The sequence below is a fragment of the Variovorax sp. YR266 genome, from assembly GCF_900107295.1.
Lineage (GTDB): Bacteria > Pseudomonadota > Gammaproteobacteria > Burkholderiales > Burkholderiaceae_C > Variovorax.
In genome coordinates this window covers 1-19,022 of record NZ_FNPM01000009.1, presented here as the reverse complement: position 1 = coordinate 19,022, position 19,022 = coordinate 1, and the positions used below count along the sequence as shown (strand labels likewise).

At 68.0% G+C, this 19,022-nt stretch carries 17 protein-coding genes and 1 pseudogene; 6 read left to right on the top strand and 12 right to left on the bottom strand.

Translation table 11 applies throughout. From position 1 onward, the window contains the following. Positions 1 to 14: 14 nt before the first annotated feature. Positions 15 to 1,439, top strand: a complete 1,425-nt coding sequence (locus BLW48_RS22670) for a serine hydrolase domain-containing protein (RefSeq protein ID WP_093177621.1) — start codon at positions 15 to 17, stop codon at positions 1,437 to 1,439. Positions 1,440 to 1,469: 30 nt separating this feature from the next. Here BLW48_RS22670 and BLW48_RS22665 read toward each other — a convergent pair whose 3' ends face one another. The 5 genes from BLW48_RS22665 to BLW48_RS22645 form a co-directional block, all read right to left on the bottom strand. Continuing rightward, positions 1,470 to 2,702: an RNA polymerase sigma factor gene (locus BLW48_RS22665; protein WP_093177619.1), complete on the bottom strand. Its 1,233-nt coding sequence runs from the start codon at positions 2,700 to 2,702 to the stop codon at positions 1,470 to 1,472. Beyond that, positions 2,699 to 3,061, bottom strand: a complete 363-nt coding sequence (locus tag BLW48_RS22660) for a YciI family protein (protein WP_093057816.1) — start codon at positions 3,059 to 3,061, stop codon at positions 2,699 to 2,701. The genes BLW48_RS22665 and BLW48_RS22660 overlap by 4 nt, the downstream gene beginning before the upstream one ends. 155 nt (positions 3,062 to 3,216) lie before the next feature. After that, positions 3,217 to 4,578, bottom strand: coding sequence for an NAD(P)H-dependent oxidoreductase (locus BLW48_RS22655; protein ID WP_093177618.1), 1,362 nt, complete (start codon positions 4,576 to 4,578; stop codon positions 3,217 to 3,219). 4 nt (positions 4,579 to 4,582) lie between these two features. Beyond that, on the bottom strand, positions 4,583 to 5,458 hold the full coding sequence (locus BLW48_RS22650) for a phytanoyl-CoA dioxygenase family protein (RefSeq protein ID WP_093177616.1): 876 nt from the start codon (positions 5,456 to 5,458) through the stop codon (positions 4,583 to 4,585). Continuing rightward, positions 5,455 to 6,159 (bottom strand): GntR family transcriptional regulator, encoded by a 705-nt coding sequence (locus tag BLW48_RS22645; protein WP_093177615.1) that lies wholly within the window; start codon positions 6,157 to 6,159, stop codon positions 5,455 to 5,457. The genes BLW48_RS22650 and BLW48_RS22645 overlap by 4 nt, the downstream gene beginning before the upstream one ends. A 115-nt stretch (positions 6,160 to 6,274) precedes the next feature. Between BLW48_RS22645 and BLW48_RS22640 the strand changes: the two genes are divergently transcribed. Further along, positions 6,275 to 7,240: a threo-3-hydroxy-L-aspartate ammonia-lyase gene (locus tag BLW48_RS22640; protein WP_093177613.1), complete on the top strand. Its 966-nt coding sequence runs from the start codon at positions 6,275 to 6,277 to the stop codon at positions 7,238 to 7,240. Between the two features lie 4 nt (positions 7,241 to 7,244). On the opposite strand, the gene BLW48_RS22635 is transcribed toward BLW48_RS22640, so the two are convergent. The 4 genes from BLW48_RS22635 to BLW48_RS22620 all read right to left on the bottom strand — a co-directional run bounded on the left by BLW48_RS22635 (position 7,245) and on the right by BLW48_RS22620 (position 11,458). Then, a complete protein-coding gene (locus BLW48_RS22635; protein WP_093177611.1) occupies positions 7,245 to 8,585 on the bottom strand; it encodes a TIGR03118 family protein in 1,341 nt (446 codons plus the stop codon). A 227-nt stretch (positions 8,586 to 8,812) separates the two neighbouring features. Then, complete coding sequence (locus BLW48_RS22630; protein WP_093057810.1) at positions 8,813 to 9,466, bottom strand: ABC transporter ATP-binding protein; 654 nt, start codon at positions 9,464 to 9,466, stop codon at positions 8,813 to 8,815. After that, a complete protein-coding gene (gene miaA / locus BLW48_RS22625; RefSeq protein WP_177142386.1) occupies positions 9,463 to 10,488 on the bottom strand; it encodes a tRNA (adenosine(37)-N6)-dimethylallyltransferase MiaA in 1,026 nt (341 codons plus the stop codon). The genes BLW48_RS22630 and miaA overlap by 4 nt, the downstream gene beginning before the upstream one ends. Before the next feature lie 52 nt (positions 10,489 to 10,540). After that, positions 10,541 to 11,458, bottom strand: coding sequence for an AraC family transcriptional regulator (locus BLW48_RS22620; RefSeq protein WP_093177610.1), 918 nt, complete (start codon positions 11,456 to 11,458; stop codon positions 10,541 to 10,543). A 162-nt stretch (positions 11,459 to 11,620) separates the two neighbouring features. Between BLW48_RS22620 and BLW48_RS22615 the strand changes: the two genes are divergently transcribed. Genes BLW48_RS22615 through BLW48_RS22600 form a run of 4 tightly spaced genes read left to right on the top strand, consistent with a single transcriptional unit; the run spans position 11,621 to position 15,597 of the window. Continuing rightward, positions 11,621 to 12,472, top strand: a complete 852-nt coding sequence (locus BLW48_RS22615; RefSeq protein WP_093177608.1) for an SDR family oxidoreductase — start codon at positions 11,621 to 11,623, stop codon at positions 12,470 to 12,472. After that, positions 12,469 to 12,825, top strand: a complete 357-nt coding sequence (locus tag BLW48_RS22610; protein ID WP_143047766.1) for a c-type cytochrome — start codon at positions 12,469 to 12,471, stop codon at positions 12,823 to 12,825. The genes BLW48_RS22615 and BLW48_RS22610 overlap by 4 nt, the downstream gene beginning before the upstream one ends. A gap of 32 nt (positions 12,826 to 12,857) precedes the next feature. Next, the gene (locus BLW48_RS22605) at positions 12,858 to 13,331 is read left to right on the top strand and encodes a (2Fe-2S)-binding protein (RefSeq protein ID WP_093177606.1); all 474 of its coding nucleotides are present in this window, start codon (positions 12,858 to 12,860) and stop codon (positions 13,329 to 13,331) included. Positions 13,332 to 13,341: 10 nt separating this feature from the next. Beyond that, complete coding sequence (locus BLW48_RS22600) at positions 13,342 to 15,597, top strand: xanthine dehydrogenase family protein molybdopterin-binding subunit (RefSeq protein WP_093177604.1); 2,256 nt, start codon at positions 13,342 to 13,344, stop codon at positions 15,595 to 15,597. 19 nt (positions 15,598 to 15,616) lie between these two features. Here BLW48_RS22600 and BLW48_RS22595 read toward each other — a convergent pair whose 3' ends face one another. From BLW48_RS22595 to BLW48_RS22585, 3 genes and pseudogenes are all read right to left on the bottom strand, one after another. Further along, complete coding sequence (locus BLW48_RS22595; protein ID WP_093079998.1) at positions 15,617 to 16,594, bottom strand: alpha/beta hydrolase; 978 nt, start codon at positions 16,592 to 16,594, stop codon at positions 15,617 to 15,619. A gap of 187 nt (positions 16,595 to 16,781) precedes the next feature. Next, positions 16,782 to 18,686 carry a DNA mismatch repair endonuclease MutL gene (gene mutL, locus BLW48_RS22590; RefSeq protein WP_093177603.1) on the bottom strand — a complete coding sequence of 635 codons (1,905 nt, stop codon included), beginning with the start codon at positions 18,684 to 18,686 and terminating at the stop codon, positions 16,782 to 16,784. A gap of 27 nt (positions 18,687 to 18,713) precedes the next feature. Next, positions 18,714 to 19,022, bottom strand: a pseudogene (locus BLW48_RS22585) (ester cyclase); the annotation flags it as partial.

The window sequence follows — 19,022 nt, the reverse complement described above, 5'->3', positions numbered from 1 at the left end:
TGAGGAATCCGACGATGCGGCTCTTGCCCCGTGCCCTGTACCGCCCCTGGCTTGCGGCCTGGCTCCTCGCACCGCTGCTGGCAGGCCACGCCGCCGCACAGCTTCAGCAACCCCTGACACTCGCCAGTGACCCGACGGTGCTGGCCAAAGCCGCTCTCGGTGCCGAGCGGGGCACGCTGGTGGTGGGCACGCTGCGCAACGGCCAGGCGTCCTACGGCGCCGCCTACAACCCCGAGCCTCCGTCGTCGCCGCGCGCCATCGCGGCTGGCAGTGCCGAGCAGCCGATGTTCGAGATCGGCTCCGTCACCAAGGTCTTCACCGGCCTGCTGCTTGCGCAGTCGGTGGAGCGCGGCGACCTCAAGCTCGACGACACCGTGGGCAAGCTGCTCGCCGGCAAGGTCGAAGGCCTATCGTCCGCCGTGACCTCGGTCACGCTGCGCCAGCTCGTCACGCATACGGGCTGCATGCCCGTGATGGCCGATGGCGTAACGGGCGGCGCACCGCTCGCCGAGCAGTTCCGCACCTTCGACAAGCCCATGTTCTGGGCGTCCCTCGCGCGCATCAAGCTCACTGCCGCCGCACCGCCGTGCGAGGGCGCGTACAGCAACTTCGGCATGGCGTTGCTCGGCCAGTTGCTGGCCGAGCACTACAACACCTCGTGGGGCGAACTGGTGCGTGCGCGCATCACCGAGCCGCTGGGCATGAACGACACCGTGATCTCGCTCGGCGACAAGGCCTCGCGCATGGCCCCGGCCTTTGCCGGCGACCGCCGCCAGCCGCTGTTCGACATGCTGGCCTACGCGCCGGCCAGCGCGCTGCGCTCCACCGCCGCCGACATGATGACCTTCAGCCGCGCCATCCTCGCGGGCGCCAGCGGTCCGCTCGGCCCGGCCGCCGCGCGCATGCTTACGCCGCTGGCGCGCTACGAGGGCGCCGATATCGGCTACGCAGTGATGGTGCGCGGCCCCGAAGGCGGCCGGCGCACCTACTGGCACGCAGGCGTCACCGAGGGCTACCGCACGCTATGGCTGCTCGCGCCCGACACCGGCGAAGCGATGATCGTGCTCAGCAGCAACGCACGCGCGCCGATGCAGCCCGTGATGCTGGCCATCGGCAAGAGCCGCTACCCGGTGCCGACGGTGGAAGTGCCCGTCAATCCGAAGCGGCTGGAAGACTACAAGGGCGAGTTCCGCGTGACGAAGGCCAAGTCGCTGAGCTTCACCGTGCGCAGCGGCAAGCTGCTGGTGCGCGAGACGGGGCGCGGCTACAACGCGCTCACGCCCACCGGCAACGACCGGTTTGCCGTGACCGGCATCGGCGCGCAGTTCGTGTTCCGGCGGGATGCGGGGAACGCGGTGGTTGCGGTGTCTCTGACGCAGGGTGGCAGCCAGCTCGATGCGAAGCGGGTGGGGGAATCGGTCGCTGTGCCGCAGGAGTGAGTTCGGCGGATTCACCGAAAAGCCGGCCGCTCAGAGCCGATCCGACATCGCATGCAGGTACGCGCGAACCGCCGCGCTGGCGCTCAGGCCGATGGCGCGGTCATAGGCCTGCCGCGAGGCGGAACGTGCGCCGCCGGCCGCGAGCAGGTGCGCACGCGCCGCCCAGAACGGTTGGTAGTTCGCTACCTCCAGCGCGGGAATGGCTTCGAGCGCCCGCAGGCCGATCTCGGGGCCGCGCGCGTTCGCCAGCGCGCAGGCCCGGCTGACCTGGGCACCGATGCTGGGCCGCAGCGCCAGCAGGCCTTCGTACAGCGACACCAGCACTTCGGGCGCGACCGGCGCGCCCACGCGGCGTTCGCAATGGGCCGACTGGATGGCCGCTTCAAGCTGGTATGCACCGAGAGATTTCATGTCCGATGCCAGCCGCAGACAACGTTCGGCCTCCGCGAGCAGATCCGGGTCCCAGCGCAATGGATCCTGCTGGTCGAGCGGCACGTAGGCGCCGGTCTCGCTGCGACGGGCCGCGGCGCGGCTTTCGCAGAACAGCATCAGCGCGAGCAGGCCCAGCGGCTCGGGCTCGTTCGGCATCAGGCCGCACAGGATGCGGCAGAGGTCGATGGCCTCGGCCGTGAGGCCGCGGGGCAAGGCATCGGCGCCGTCCACGTCGTCCCAGCCGGTGCCGTAGGCGGCGTAGATGCCGTTGAGCACGTCCTGCAGCCGCTGCGGCAGGTCGCGCGCTTGCGGGTATTCGAATGGAATGCCGGCCGCGCGGATACGGGCCTTGGCACGCACCAGCCGTTGGCCGAGCGTGGCCGGCGCGGTGAGAAAGGCGCCGGCCATGCGTGCCGCGTCGAGGCCGAGCACGGTCTGCAGCATGAGCGGCGCGCGCGCCGGCGCGTCGATGGCCGGGTGCGCGCACACGAAGAGCAGGCGCAGTCGCTCGTCGGGCACGGCCGCGCCGTCGGTGGTGCCTTCGTCGACCTCGCCGGCCAGCAGCAGCAGGCTCTGCGTGGCCGCGTCCTGCACACGGGTGTGGCGCCAGGCGTCGAGCTTGCGGTGCCGGGCCACGCTCAGCAGCCAGGCATCGGGCTGCACGGGGATGCCGTCGGACGGCCAGCGCTCGAGCGCCCGCGCAAAGGCGTCGGCCAGTGCGTCTTCCGACGCGGCGATGTCGTGCGTGCGCGCCGACAGGATGGCCAGCAGCCGCCCGTAAGAATCGCGCGCCGCACGTTCGGCGGCTCTCTGAACCGCCGGATCACTCATGCGGCTACGGCGGTCGCCATGAACACAGGCCGTATCTCGACCCCGCCACTGGTCGCGCAGGGCGCGCGCGCAGCCCATTCGAGCGCGGCGTCGATGTCGGGCACGTCGACCACGAAGTAGCCGCCGAGCTGCTCCTTGGTGTCGGCGAAGGGGCCGTCCTGCACCTGGCGCTTGTCGCCGCGCACGCGCAGCGTGGTGCCGGTCATGGGCGGGAAGAGGCCGTGGCCGCCGAGCGAGATGCCGGCCTGGCGCACGGCGTCGGCATACGCGACCCAGCTGGCCCGGTAGGCCTGCGAGGACGCGTTGTCGCGCTGTTCGAATTCGGCCGCGGGCTGATAGAACATCAACATGTACTGCATGGTGTCTCTCCGTCAAGGAAAAGGCTGTTGAGCAAGATCGCTCACCACAATGACGGCCCGCCGGCGGTCATTTCGACACGGGTTCGTGCCGAGCAGATTATTTTTTATGCGATTGCCGTTTGGCGCAACGGTTGCACCACCTATGCCCTAGGCCGTCATGCCGCCCTGGCCCTGATGGAGGGCGCGAACATGGCTTCCATCTCGTTGCGCAGCTTGTAGGCGGCAGTCGTCGTGTCGATTGCCACGTCGGCCCAGCTCAAGCTCTGGCCCTTCTTCACGGGGCGCACCAGCTTGACGTTGTGCGCCAGCCCGAGCGGCAGGCCGCCCAGGCGCAGCGAGCGCTCGGCAGGCAGCAGCTTGCCCCAGACCGTGTAGCCGCCTTCGCCGTCGAGCATCTCGCCCGCTGCGAGGTCGCGCTTGGCTGTGGCGACTACGTCGGCGTTCCAGCAGGTGGCCACGCCGGTGGGCTCGCCGCGCAGCGCCACGCTGGCCACCGACATGCCGACCTCCAGGCCGATCAGGTGCCAGCGTTTGTAGAGCGTGAAGTAGCGCCCGCTCGGGTCGGTGTGGGCGTTGTATTCCTCGAAGCAGTTCTTGATGTAGTCGGTCTCGGCCTCTACCGTGACCCACACGCCCATGCGGATGTCGTAGGGAATCTTCCGGCCATCGGCTTCGAGCGAGGACACCACCTCGACCATGCCTTTGCGCTCGAGCACGCCGCCTTCGCTTTTCGGCCGCGTGACGAAGGGAATGTCTTCCACGCTCGCGGGCGGATAGAGCAGGCCGTCCGAAGGCACCGTGAGCCCGGTGGCGTTGGCCACCGCCGAGCTTTCGATGGACGGCTTGGAGCCGTCGAGAAAGCTGTTGAACATCTTCGGGTTGAGCCCGCCGCGTTTTGCCTGCTCGGGCGTGAGGCCGTAGTTGCCCCACACCGTCTCGGGCGTCGATTCGGTGAAGTGCGGCAGCCACTTGTGGCCGCGCCCGGCCGCCACCACCGGAAAGCCGCAGGTGCGCGCCCAGTCGACCAGGTCGCAGATCAGCGCGGGCTGGTCGCCGAAGGCCAGCGAATAGATCACGCCGGCCTGCTGCGCCCTGTGCGCAAGCAGCGGGCCGCAGAAGGCGTCGGCCTCGACCGTCACGTTGACCACGTGCTTGCCGTGCGCGAAGGCGTCGAGGCAGTGGTCCACCGCCGCAACGGGGTTGCCGGTGCACTCGACCACGATGTCGATGCACGGTTCGCGCGTCACCGCCTGCCAGTCGTCGGTGATCCAGGTGGTGCCGTGCTTCAGCGCCTCTTGCACTGAGCCAGCCGCGGCGCGCTCGGGCTGCCAGCCCACGCGTTCGAGGTTGACGCGGGCAGCGTCAGGCGAAAGATCAGCAATCGCCACCAGCTGCACGCCGGGCGTGCGCGGAATCTGCGCGAGGTACATCGCGCCGAACTTGCCGGCGCCGATCAGGCCGATGCGGATGGAGCGGCCTTCGGCGGCACGCTGTTGCAGGCGGGTGTGCAGGCTCATGGGGTCAGGCCTCCGCGGTGTCGAGCACGTCGAGCGAGGTGCGCAGCGCGCTCTCGGGCAGGCCGTTTTTCCACGGCACATCGACCGGGTACGGCTTCAGCAGGCAGTCGTCGGGCAGCATCTCGATGGGCGTGAAGTCGCGGTGCGCGATGTACTCGGGCCGCTTGTGGCGCCGGATGTGGTTGCTGACCGCGCACAGGCTCAGGTACACCGCCACGCGGTTGAAGGGCGACAGATTGCTGCCCGAGGCATGCACCAGGCAGCTGTGGAACAGGATCATCGAACCGGCCGGGCCCTTGGGCGAGACGATGCCGCCGTGCCTGCCTCCGGCGCGATCGACCAGTTGGCGGATCAGGTCGTTGTCCACGGTCCACAGCGGGTAGCTGGTGGTCGTGAGGTCATGCTTCGCATCGACCACGCCCTTGCGGTGGCTGCCCGGAATGAACATCAGCGGGCCGTTGTGCTCGGTCACCTCGTCGAGAAAGATCGCGACGTTCATCGCGCGCTCGGTGGGCATCAGGTCGTCGTTGAGCCAGGTGCCGTAGTCCTGGTGCCACTGCCACACGTCGCCCTCGAAGGCCATCTTGCCGTTGATCTTGAACTGGTGCATGTAGACCTCTTCCTCGAAGAGATCAGTCACCGGGCCGACCATGCGCGGGTGTCGCGCCAGCCGCGCGAAGGGCTCGCTGATGAGGTGCGCGGCGAAGTTCGTGCGCACGGCGTCGGAGCCTTTCTCGCGCACGTTGAAGGCCTCGCGCCTGCTGTAGAGATCGGGCACCGCGTCGGTCAGCACCTTCGTCTCTTCGGCCGAGAAGTGGCCGGGGAAGAACACATAGCCGTCGCGCTCGAACTGCGCGCGTTGCTCGGGGTTCAGCTTCATGCCTTGTCTCCTTTTTTCGTGGGAATGACGGATGCGGCTCGCGCCAGTTGCTGCGCGAGCCGTTCGCTCAGCGCCTCGCTGGCCCGCGAGACGTGTTCTTCGCTCAGGCGCGAGGCGCGCTCGACGTTGCCGGCCGCAATGGCCGCGGCAATCGCCTCGTGCTCGTCCCACAGAGATTCGCGCTGTGGCTCGGCCTGCAGCACCGCGCCCATCGCGCGGCGCAGGTGGCGCCAGTGCGGATCGGCGCTCTGGCCGATCAGCGGGTTGCCTGATGCCTCGTAGATGGCCTGGTGAAAGGCCACGTCGGCGTCGATCATGGCTTCGACATTGCGCCCGCGCGCTGCGCGCCGGCCGCGCTCGATGAGTTTCGGGTCGATGCGAAAACGCTGCTGCGCCGCCAGCCGAGCGGCCAGCACGTCGAGCGCGCCGCGCACCTGGTAGACCTTGCGCATCGCCTCGGCTTCGAGCGGCGCTACCAGCACGCCGCGGCCGGGTGCGTCGAGCACGAAGCCGTCTTTCTTCAGCAGCCGCAGCGCCTGCAGCACGGGCTGTCGCGACACCGAAAGGCGGGAGGCGATGTCCTCCTGGGTAAGGCGCTCGCCGGGCGCGAGCGTGCCGCTGCTGATGGCGCCGAGCAGGGCGCGGTAGACCTGATCGACGAGGTCGGGGGCGGCTTCGATGCTGACGAGCTGGGCGGGCATGGGCGGCTTTCTTTGAACTCTGTATACAGAGTACGGAGTTCACGGCCGACGCGTATCCCGGGTTTTTACCCATCGGGGCTGCAAAAATTTGCAAGCCGCCGCTAAGCTCGGACACATGCAACTACCTACCTACGACGACGTCATCGCCGCGGCCGCGCGGCTCGAAGGCCACGCCCACCGCACGCCGGTGCTGCGTTCCACCACCGCCAACGAGCGCTGGGGCGCCGAGTTCTTCTTCAAGTGCGAGAACTTCCAGCGCATGGGCGCGTTCAAGTTTCGCGGCGCGTTCAATGCGTTGTCGAAGTTCGACGCCACGCAGCGCAAGGGCGGCGTGATCGCGTTCTCGTCGGGCAACCATGCGCAGGCCATTGCGCTGTCGGCGCGCCTGCTGTCGATGCCGGCCGTGATCGTGATGCCGAAAGACGCACCGGCCGCCAAGGTCGCCGCCACCAAGGGCTACGGCGCCGAAGTGGTGATGTACGACCGCTTCACCGAAGACCGCGAGGCGCTGACGAAGCAGCTGGCACAGGAGCGCGGCATGACGATGATTCCGCCCTATGACCACCCCGACGTGCTGACGGGGCAGGGCACGGCGGTGAAGGAGCTGATCGAGGAAACAGGCCTGCTCGACCACCTGTTCGTGTGCCTGGGTGGCGGCGGGTTGCTGTCGGGTTCGGCGCTGTCGGCGCGCGCGCTGGCGCCGAGTTGCAAGGTATATGGCGTGGAGCCCGAGGCGGGCAACGACGGCCAGCAGTCGTTTCGGGCGGGGAAGATCGTGCACATCGAAACGCCGAAGACCATTGCCGATGGCGCGCAGACGCAGCATCTGGGCGAGTACACCTTCGGCATCATCCGCCGCGACGTGGACGACATCTTCACCGTTACCGACGAGCAGCTCGTCGATGCGATGCGCTTCTTTGCCGAGCGCATGAAGATGGTGGTGGAGCCGACCGGCTGCCTTGCCTTTGCGGGTGCGATTGCAGCGGGCAAGGCGATTGCCGGCAAGCGCGTGGGCATCGTGATCAGCGGCGGCAACGTCGACCTGTCGCGCTACGCGACCTTCCTCGCGCCGCAGACATAAGGCTTCAGGCCGTGCGCAGCGAACCGAAGAGCCCTTCGGTTTCGTCCTGCGGCCCGGCCGCGAAGTACAGCGCATTGCTGTCGCCGAGCGCCACGCCATTGCCGAACTGCAGGCCCCAGAGGCCGGCGATGGACACGGGCCGGTCCTGCGCATCGCGCAAGTCGTCCACATACTGGCCGCTGGCCGGATCGAAAGCGCAGATGCGGCCCGCCCCGCCGAAATTGCCGACCAGCAGCAAGCCCGACAGCGCGCCGAAGTCAGCGGGCGCAATGGCCACGCCCCAGGGCGCGTTGAGCCGGCCGTCATCCGCATAGACGCGCAGCAGACGACCATCCAGATCGAATTCGGCGAGCCTGCCGCGCGAGGGGCGATTGCCCGTTGCGGCTTCGGCCGCGGCATCCAGCGCATCTTCCTCGCCGGCGTGGAAGGCATGCGCTTCGGCTGGGCCGGCCTGGCTGATCGCATACAGCACGAACACCCGGTCCCGGGTTCCGTCGTTCACCACCTGGATGTTGAAAGGCACTGGGTCGCCCGGCCGTGCCGCGCCTGCCGGTCCGCTCGCGAAGGGGTTGGCGAAGCCCTGCGTCGGCACCAACTGCCACTGCGCGTCCAGTGTGCGTATCTGCGGTTGCGCGCCGAAGTCGGCCAGCCACAGCCGGTCCCAGCGGCCGGTGTGGATGGCGGCGCCGAAGAAGGCCATGCCCTGATCGGCACCGTTGAAGACCTCCACGGCCGGGCCGTCCATGCGCACGATGGCGCCGCTGTCTGCATCGCGCTCGGTCCAGGCGCTGACGCTACCGCTGTCGGTGACGAAGACGAAGCGCGCCGAACCGTCCAGCGTGCGCTCGCCGGCCGGCTGGCCTTGCACCCGGAACAGGTCCGAAGTCAGGGCCGCGCCGTTGAACACGACGCCGGTGACCTTGCCTGCGCTGTCGTCGCTCGTGCTGGCATCCGAGCCCGGTACGGTCACTTCGCGCAGGCCGTCTTGGTGCAGTGCGCGCAATGCCGGGTCGGCCGAACGCGTGACGTCGCCGAGGTATTGCCAGGAGATGCCACCGCCGCCAACCCAGAAATGGCCGCCGGCACCGGCCGGGCGGATGGCGATGCCCCAGCCGTTGATGAATTCCGGCTCCGTGAAGGAAGCGCCGTAGCGGGTGTGGCTGGCCAGCAAATTGGCCTGGCGGTATCGGTTGACAGCGGCGCTATTGCTGCTGCCGCTGTTGCCGCCACCACAGGCGGCCGGCGCCGATGAACATTGGTTGGCAGCGGTGTCGTTGCCCCCGCCACAGGCGACTAGCGCCGATGAAGCGAGCGTGCCTAGAACGAAGTTTCTTCTGTCGAGCATGAGTGATCCCCCTGATTGCATTGCAAAGCCGTTTTATGAATTGGCTGAGTACGCGGGACCACCATGCCTTTGAAGCAGATGAACTGCAGGCGTCGGTGTGTTCGCAGGTGGCTTGGCTACGGGCCGTCGAATGCTATGAGCACCCGTCTTGGAGGTTCAAAAATCCGGCTCTGTTTCTGCCAACTTTTGCCGGACTTGGCGATGGCATTGGGCGTAGCCAGGAAGTCTCAGGTGGCGATGCCGTCGGCGCGCAGATGCAGCAGGCGGTCCGCGCGGGCGGCCGCGCTCTCCGAGTGCGTCACCAGCACCAGCGACGCACCATGCTCGCGGGTCTGGCCGATCAGTAGCTCCATCACCTTCGCGGCAGTGGTCGGGTCGAGGTTGCCCGTGGGCTCGTCGGCCAGCAGCAGGGCGGGGCGGTGCACCAGCGCGCGCGCAATCGCCACGCGCTGCAACTGGCCGCCCGACAGCGTCTGCGGCAGCCGTGCGCCCATGCCGGGCAGGCCCACCGCTTCGAGCATGTGGGCGACGCGGCCGTCGTTGTCCTTCTGCTGGCCCAGCAGCATCAGCGGCAGCGATACGTTCTGCGCCACGTCGAGGTGCGGCAGCACATGGAAGGCCTGGAACACGAAGCCCACGTGGCGCCGCCGCCAGAGCGCGCAGGCTTCGCCGTCGAGCGCGCCGATGTCGGTGCCGTCGTGCGTCACCGTGCCCTGGTCCCAGCTGTCGAGGCCGGCCATGCAGTTGAGCAGCGTCGACTTGCCGACGCCCGATTCGCCCACGATGGCGACGAATTCGCCGGGCTCGACGCCCAGCGTCACGTTCTCGAAGACAGGCGCGTCACCGTAGTGCTTGCCGAGGTTGGAAATGCGCAGCGTCATCCGGGTTGAGTGGTCTTGGCGATCAGTTGAACGGCGGTCTGCACCGCGTCGGGGGCGTCGCAGGCGATCACGGTGCGCTGCGGCATGCTGCGCAGCCAGGTGATCTGCCGCTTGGCAAGCTGGCGCGTGGCGGCGATGCCGCGTTCGCGCAGATCGGCCATGGCTTTGGCGTCGGGAGCGGCGTCGCCGCAGGCGTCGAGCGTTTCCCAAGCCTGCCGGTAGCCGACGCAGCGCATCGAGGGCAGGTCGGTCGACAGGTCGCCGCGCGCGCGCAGTGCGCGTACTTCGTCGAGGAAGCCGGCTGCCAGCATCGCATCGAAGCGCTCGGCAATGCGCGTGTGCAGCCAGGCGCGGTCGGTCGGTTCGAGCGAGAACAGCACGCCGCCTTCGACTGCGCTGGCAGTCTTGTTGTCGCGCGCATGAAAGCTCGACAGCGGCTGGCCGCTGCTCTCCCACACTTCGAGCGCGCGCTGGATGCGCTGGCTGTCCTGCGGCGCCAGCCGCGCGGCCGTGACCGGGTCGACCTGCGCGAGCCGCGCGTGCATGGCGGGCCAGCCGAGCGTGGCGGCATCGGCGTCGATGCGCGCGCGCACCGCGGCGTTGGCTGCGGGCATGGCGTCTATGCCATCGAACAGCGCCTTGAAATACAGCATGGTGCCGCCCACCAGCAGCGGCAGCGCGCCGCGTGCGCGAATCTCGCCGATGAGCCGCGTGGCGTGGGCCACGAAGGCGGCCGCGCTGTAGCTGTCGCGCGCATCGAGGATGTCGATCAGGTGATGCGGCGCGGCAGCCTGCTCGGCGGCCGTGGGCTTGGCGGTGCCGATGTCCATGCCGCGGTAGACCAGTGCTGAATCGACGCTGATGATTTCGACCGGCTGCAGCCGCGCCAGCGCCAATGCGGCGGCCGTCTTGCCTGAAGCGGTGGGGCCGGCGAGCGCCACATAGCGCGGCGGACCGGAGCGCGCAGCGGCGGGCGATGCCGGGGGAGCGGCCTCGGCGGCCGGTGCGGAGCTGGGAAACATGATGCGCCGAGGGTAGCAAATGGCGCGCGCCGGTCTGCAGCACGGGTCTTGCTCAGGTCGTTTCCCGCATCCGCTTGATGTCGCGCAGCGGCGGCGCCCCAAACAGACGGGCGTATTCGCGGCTGAACTGCGAGGCGCTTTCGTATCCCACGCGCACTCCCGCGGTGCCGGCATCGATGCCCTGGTTCAGCATCAGTTGCCGGGCCTCTTGCAGGCGCAGCTGCTTCAGGTATTGCATGGGGCTCATGCCCGCCACGGCACGAAAGTGCTGCCGGAACGTCGATGGACTCATATGCACGGAAGCGGCCAGTTCGTCCGCCAGCACAGGCTGCGTGAAATTCATCTTGAGCCAGGCCATGCTCTGCGCCACCTGCTGGCCTGGAGAGCCGACTGCCACGAGGCGCTGCAACTGCTGGCCGTGGCGCCCGGCGAGCAGGCGAACGGCGATTTCCTGCTGAAGCAGTGGAGCTATCTGGGGAATCAGTTTGGGCTCGGCCAGCAGCTCGACGAGCCGCGTCACCGTGCCAAGCAGTGTCGGATCGAGATCGCCGAGCGACATGGCGCGGTAGCTGTAGTCCTTTGTCGGCTGGGGCAACGCCATCTCGGCTGCCGCCTGCACGATGGCGCGAGAGTCGAGCTTGAGCATGATGCCCAGAAAGGGCCGCGCGGCACTGGCCTGGGTGACATGCGCCACGACGGGAAGGTCGGCCGTGGTCAGCAGCGATTGCCCAGCGGCGTAGTCGAAGAATTCCTCGCCGAGCGCAACCCGCTTCTGCCCACTGACAGTGATGCCCACACCAAAGCCATAGATGCAATGAACAGGCTCAGTCGTGGCACTGCGACGGTGGAGCGAGAGTTCGGGAATGGCGGTGATGAAGTCGCCGTCATTTTTGACAACGCTTCCGACCGCTTTGGCCAAGCCGCTCAGGACGGCCGATTCGCTTTGCTGCGTCAGCTGCGGCGCTTCCATTTGAATCCTTTCGGGGTGCTCCGGCAAAGTCTAGCTCGCGCATTTCGCTCGGTCCGCATTTCTGGCGCAGTCTCATCGTTTCAGGCAAGAACACGCGCGCTTTCGGCAAACGGGTCGACGGTTCCTGGGCAGACACTGGCACCAACCGAAAGGAACATTCCCATGACCGACAAGAAAATCTGGTTCATCACCGGCGCAGGCCGGGGCCTGGGCGTCGACATCGCCAGGGCAGCGCTGGCCGCAGGCCACGCCGTCGTGGCCACTGGCCGCGACCCCGCGAAGGTGGCTGCGGCCATCGGCTCCCATGCAGACCTGTTGAGCGTCAAGCTCGACGTTACCCGCCTCGACGAGGCACAGGCCGCAGTGGAGGCCGCCATCGCGAAGTTCGGGCGCATCGACGTCCTGGTGAACAACGCAGGCAACTTCTACGCCGGTTTCTTCGAGGAGCTGAGCCCCGAGCAGGTCCGCAACCAGATCGAGACGCTGTTGTTCGGCCCGATGAACGTCACCCGCGCCGTGCTGCCGATGATGCGCAAACAGCGCTCGGGTCTGGTGCTCACCATCTCTTCGACTGCGGGGATTGCCGGCGGAATGTTCTGCACTGCCTATGCCGCGGCAAAGTTTGGCGTCGAAGGATGGATGGAGTCGCTTGCCCCTGAGCTTGCCCCCTTCGGCATACGCACCATGCTGGTGGAGCCGGGCTTCTTTCGCACCGAGCTGCTCACCGCCGGTTCGACCACTTTCGCCGAGCCGAACATCGACGACTACGCCGAGCGCACTAGGGAAACCGTTGCCGCCTGGAGCAGCATGAGCGGCAAGCAGGGCGGCGACCCCGCCAAGCTCGCCGACGCCATCGTGCGGCTTGCCGCGCTCGAAGAGCCGCCGGCCCGGTTCGCCGCAGGTGCCGATGCCGTGCAGACCTTCGAAGCCAAGGCCAACGCGCTGCTTGCGCAGGCGGGCGCCCATCGCGGCCTGTCCACGTCTCTTGCCCACGACGACCGGGGACAGCAATGACCAACGATCGCACCGCAGCTGTCCAGCGTTCCTTTGCCGCTTCCCTCGTCGTGGCGCTGGGTATTGGCGTGAGCGTCGTCGCGTGGCCGGCACGCGCAGTGGCCAGCCAGGCGCTGGCGCAGAAGTACGCGTGCGTCGCATGCCACCAGGCCACAGCCAAAGTGGTGGGTCCGTCCTGGAAAGACATCGGGGCAAGGTACGGCGAAGGAAAGGGAACTGCCGCGCAGCTGGCTGCAAGCATCAAGGCCGGCAGCTCGGGAAAGTGGGGCCCGATGCCGATGCCGCCGCAAACCCAGATCCCCGATGCCGACGTGCAGTCGCTCGCGCAATGGCTGCTCGACGGCGCCAAGTGAATCAGATCCAACCTACCCAGGAAGAACCGAACATGAGCGCGCTCCACATCAACGGCCGTGAACACACGGTCGATGCCGACCCCGGCACCCCCATCCTCTGGGCCCTGCGCGACACGCTGGGCATGACCGGCACCAAGTTCGGCTGCGGCGCGGCGCTGTGCGGCGCCTGCACCGTGCATCTGGACGACCAGGCCATCCGCTCGTGCATCACACCCATCTCCGCCGCCGAGGGCAAGAAGATCACCACCATCGAAGCGACCACCAGCGGCAGCGATCGGGTCGGCGCAGCCGTGCACACCGCATGGGTCAAGCACGACGTGGCGCAATGCGGCTACTGCCAGAGCGGCCAGATCATGAGCGCGACTGCCTTCCTCAAATCGCTGCCCCGGGGCAAGCAGCCCAGCGCGGACGAGATCGATTCGGCCATGGTCGGCAACATCTGCCGCTGCGGCACCTACGCCCGCATTCGCGCTGCCGTGGCCGATGCGGCCAAGACCCTCGCCTGAAGGAGCCGCCATGCTGTCCAACATCGCCAACTTCGATTACCGCGAACTGCCGCGCGCCATGCAGCGCCTGATGGCCCAAGGCTCAGTTCATGAAGTCGCCACACTGCCTCGCCGCAGCTTCCTGAAGATGGCCGGGGCTGGCGGCCTCGCGCTCGGCGCCTTTCCTCACCTGGCCATGGCGCAGGCCGACGGTGCGGCGCAGGCGGCTGGCGCGCTCAAGCCGACGCAGCAGCCATCGGCCTTCGTGCAGATCGCTTCCAACGGCGAAGTCACGGTGACCATCAACCGGCTGGAATTCGGCCAGGGTGTGCAGACCGGCTTGCCAATGATCCTGGCCGAGGAACTCGACGCGGACTGGGCCCTGGTGCGCAGCCGCAATGGCTCGAACGACGCCGCCTACGTCGACCCGCTCTTCGGCATCAACATGACCGGCGGCTCCCACTCGATCAAGAACAGCTTCACGCAGTACCGCGAACTGGGTGCCCGTGCCCGGGCCATGCTGCTGTCGGCGGCAGCGGCGCGCTGGAAGGCCGATGTGGCCACGCTGCGCACGCAGGCCGGCATGGTGCTCGGCCCGGGCGGCCGCAAGCTGGGCTACGGAGAGTTGGCTGAAGCTGCCATGGCCCTGCCGGTGCCGGAGAAGGTCACGCTGAAGAATCCCAAGGACTTCCGGATCATCGGCCGTCCGACCACGCGCCTGGACGCGCGCGCCAAGAGCAGCGGGCGCCAGGACTTCGGCATCGACGTGCGGCATCCGGGCCAACTCACGGCAGTCGTGGCTCATCCGCCGGTGTTCGGCGCTCGCCTGGCCTCGGTGGACGACAGCGCGGCGCGCGCCGTCAGGGGCGTGAAGGCCGTGCTGCGCGTGCCGCTGGACCGCGGCGCCGAAGGCGTAGCCGTGGTGGCCGATGGCTACTGGCCCGCCAAGCTGGGCCGCGACGCGCTGAAGCTGCAGTGGGACACGGCCTCCGTCGAGAAGGTGGACACCGAAAAGCAACTGGCGCAGTACCGCGAGTTGGCCGGCCGCCCAGGCTCACGCAAGTTCGACGCCGACATGGCACCGCTGGCCACCGCGCCTCGCCAACTGGAAGCCGAGTTCGTCTTCCCCTATCTCGCTCACGCACCCATGGAGCCGCTGAACTGCACCGTCAAGCTGTCGAACGGGCGCGCCGAGCTGTGGGTCGGCACCCAGTGCGCCGGGCTGGACGCTGCCGCCGCCGCGCGCGTGCTGAGCCTCAAGCCCGAGCAGGTGACGGTGCATGTGCAGATGGCGGGCGGCGGCTTCGGCCGGCGTTTCGTGGGCACCAGCGACTTCGTGGTCGAGGCCTGCGAGATCGCCAAGGCCGCGCGTGCCGCCGGCTTCGACGTGCCGGTGCGCCTGCTGTGGAGCCGCGAAGACGACATCAAGGGCGGCTACTACCGCCCCATGCATCTGCACCACGCACGCATCGGCTTCGACGAGCGCGGCAGGATCCTGGCGTGGGACCACGTCATCGTCGGACAGTCGATCACCACTGGCACGGTGTTCGGGCAATTCCAGGTGAAGGACGGCATCGACGCCACGGCCACCGAGGGCATGCGCGATCCGTACCCGCTGCCGATGCGCTTGACGGTGCATCACCCCCAGGTCAACGTGCCTGTGCTGTGGTGGCGCAGCGTGGGTTCCACCCACACCGCCTTCGTGATGGAGACCCTGATCGACGAGATCGCCCGCAGCACGAAGCAGGACCCGGTGGCCTATCGGATGCAGCTCTTCGCAGACAAGCACCCACGCCACCGCGCTGCGCTGCAACTGGCCGTGGACAAGAGCGGCTACGGCAAGAAGCAGCTGCCGGACGGTCGTGCCTGGGGCGTAGCCGTGCACGAGTCATTCGACTCCGTGGTGGCCTATGTGGTGGAAGCTTCAGTGAAGGACGGCCAGCCGGTGCTGCATCGCGTCACCAGCGGCGTGCACTGCAACCTGGCGGTCAACCCGCGCAGTGTGGAGGCGCAAGTGCAGGGCGCGGCGGTGATGGGACTGTCGACGTGCCTGTCCGGCGGTGCGATCACGTTGAAGGACGGCGTCGTGCAGCAGAGCAACTTCGGCGATTTCACCGTAGCCCGAATCACCAACATGCCGGAGTTCGATATCCACATCGTGCCCAGCGCCGATGCGCCCACCGGCATGGGCGAGCCCGGCCTGCCTCCACTGGCGCCTGCGTTCGCCAACGCCATTGCACGGTTGACGGGCAAGCCCTTGCGCCAGCTGCCCTTCAACCTGGCTTGACGGCGGGCGCGGACGAAACCTAGATGGCGGCCGGTGCCGGCGCGCGAACCTCGCCGCGCACATCCTGCGGCGCCAGCGCGGCGGAAGGCGGTGCAAGCCGTGGCTGCGGCCGGTTCGCCGCGCCGCCATTGCTGGCGACCATGCTCTCCGGCTTCATGCGGAACAGCTGCGTCAGCGCCGCGCGGTACTGCGCCTCGCCGATCGAATTGGTGTTGTGGTGCGAACCGCCCTCGACCAGCACGAACAGCTTGGGCACGGTGGCCGCGTCATACAGCTTGCGGCCCAGCGTCGGGTTGATGAGGCTGTCGGCCGTGCCATGCACCACCAGCAGCGGCGAGCCGATGTCCTTGACCGTGTTGATCGCTTCGAATCGCTGCGTGATGAACGGGCCGAAGGGCAGCCAGCCCCACTTGAAGCCGCTGACCACGTCGGCGATCGAGGTGAAGGTGCTCTCGACGATGGTGCCGCTCTCGTCGTTCACATGCGCCGCCAGGTCGATGCCGATGGCGCCGCCGAGCGAGTGGCCGAAGATGTAGCGGTGCTGTTTGGGGTGGCGCGCGGCCAGCCAGGTCCAGGCGGCGCGGGCGTCTTCGCGGGCCGACTCTTCCGAGGGCAGGCCCTTGGAGCTCTTGCCGAAGCCGCGGTAGTCGATGGCCAGCACCGAGAAGCCCAGTTCGTGCATGCGCTGGATGCGCGGCGCCGAGCCGGCCACGTTGTAACGGGCACCGTGCAGATACAGCATCACGGGGGTGTCGGTGGTTTCGGGCGCGCCGCCCAGCCACAGGCCGTGCAGGCGAGCGGGCTCACCGGTGAGGGAAGACTGGAAATCGATCCACACGTCTTCCATGCCCTGGGTCATGGAGGCGGTGTTGCCCCAGCTGCGGTCGCTGGGCTGGAAGATCCATTCGCGTTGCTGTTCGTCGAGCGTCGAGCAACCGGCTGCCAGCAGGGCACAAAGCGAGAGGACAGACGCGAGGAGGGTCCAGCGTTTCATCATGGGGTTGAGGGACAGCGAAGTCGGCGGAAAAGTTCACCTGCTTTCACCTTGGTGCGCCGACACTGCACCTTGGTAACCCCCCGAAACAACGCTCACTGGCGCTTTACCGAGCCTATGCAACGTGCGTGCCCGCAATCCCGATGACTGCGGAAAACCCTAGAAAAAAGGCTTAAAGCGCCGATTTGCCCTATCGGCCGCGCATGAACAGCGAATCCAGCTCGCGAACCGACAGCTGGCGCCAGGTCGGCCGGCCGTGGTTGCACTGGTCCGAACGTTCTGTTGCTTCCATCTGACGTAACAGTGCGTTCATCTCGTCGATGGTGAGCTTGCGGTTGGCCCGCACCGCCCCGTGGCAGGCCATTGTGGACAGCAATTCGTTCTGGGCGCGCTGAACCACCGTGCTCGCGTCGTGCTGGCCCAGTTCGGCCAGTACGCTGCGCGCCAGCTCCACGGGATCGCCGTCGGCCAGCGTTCCGGGCACGGCGCGCACCGCTAGCGTGCGTGCCGAGAAGGGAGTTATTTCCAGGCCCAGCGTCGGCAGCACCTCGGCGCAGGCCTCGGCCGTTGCCACTTCCTGCGGCGTGGCCGCGAAAGTGGCCGGAATCAGCAGCGGCTGGCTGCTGATGGACGCACCGTCGAGCTGCGTCTTGAGCCGCTCGTAGACGATGCGCTCGTGCGCCGCGTGCATGTCGACGATCACGAGGCCCTGGCTGTTCTCGGCCAGGATGTAGATGCCCTGCAGCTGGGCCAGCGCGCGGCCCAGCGGCCAGGCTTGTTCGTTGGTGGCGAGGGCGGCAGCCTCCGTGTTTGCCGCGGCCACGGGCAGCCCGACAGGGGCCTGGAACGTTGCCGCCGCCGCACTGGCCTGGGGCCAAAGAGACGATGCGGTCGATTCCGCCGCATGCTGCGCCGGCTGCTCGCTGCGCCGGGGCCACATCGCCTCGAAATCGCCGGCGCCGCGCTCCTGCGATGTGAAATTGATGGCGGGCTGAGCCCAGCTGGCGTTCGACGGCAGCGGGGTCTGCTTGAAAAATGGCTGCGGTGCCGCACCCGCTGGCGCGACTGCATCACCGGCACGCGGGGCCGCCAGCGCGTCCTCGATGGCATGGCGCACCGCCTGGTGCACCTCGCGCCCGTCGCGAAAGCGCACCTCGATCTTGGTCGGGTGCACGTTCACGTCGACCCGCGCCGGATCGATCTCCAGGTACAGCGCGTAAATCGGCTGGCGCTGGCCGTGCAGCACATCTTCGTATGCGCTGCGCACCGCATGCGACAGCACCTTGTCGCGCACGAAGCGGCCATTGACGTAGAAGAACTGCTGGTCGCCGCGCGAGCGCGCCGCATCCGGGATGCCGGCACGGCCGACCACGCGCACCGGGCCGCCTTCGCGATAGACGGCCACGCTCTGCGCTACGAACTCGTCGCTCAGCGCATCGGCCAGCCGCTGCTCGCGCGTGGTGGCGGCGCGCCACTGCTCGACCAATTTGCCGTCATGCCACACCGAAAAGCCCACCTCGGGCCGTGCCAGCGCATGACGGCGCACCGCCTCGATGCAATGAGCCAGCTCGGTGGCGTCGGTCTTCAGGAACTTGCGGCGCGCGGGTGTCGCAAAGAACAGTTCGCGCACCTCGACTGTGGTGCCGGTGGAGCGGGCCACCGGCCGCAGCTCGCCGGTGCGTCCATCGAGCGCGAAGGCCGTGTCGGAGCCGGTGAAGCGCGAAAGAATGCTGAGCTCGGCAATCGCATTGATGGCGGCCAGCGCCTCGCCGCGAAAGCCCATCGTGCCGACCGTTTCGAGGTCGTTGAGGCTGGCGATCTTGCTGGTTGCGTGGCGGCGCAGGGCCACCGTGAGTTCCTCGCGCGGAATGCCCAGGCCGTCGTCTTCCACCGAGATCAGCCGCACGCCACCCGAGGCCAGCCGCACCGTGATCTGGCTGGCGCCCGCGTCGAGCGCGTTGTCCAGCAACTCGCGCACCACCGATGCGGGGCGCTCGACGACTTCACCGGCAGCGATCTGGCTGATCAGTTCGTCGGGAAGTTCGCGGATCGGGCGGCGTTCGGTGGGGGTGATGGAAGTGGGGAGGGCGCTCACCGGGCCATTCTAAAAGCCGTGTCGTTTTCAGCGCGGCATCAGGGTGTTCGACGGCAGCGTCTCGTCGAGCAGCTTGTACGCCGTCTCGATTCCCGCCACGGGCAGCAGCTTCGCATCGAGCAGACCCACCTGCACCAGCACGCTGGCCTGGTCCCAGTAGATGTGCTCGTGATAGAGCTTGTCGCCGCGGAACTTGATGACCGCGAGCAGCGGCACTTCCACGCGCTTGCCCGTCGGCGCCACGCCCGGGAGCATCCACGGGATTTCGGTGGTGTGGGTGAAGCAGAACAGCATCTCGTCCACCACCTGCGTGGCGCCCACCGTGCGCGAGATCGG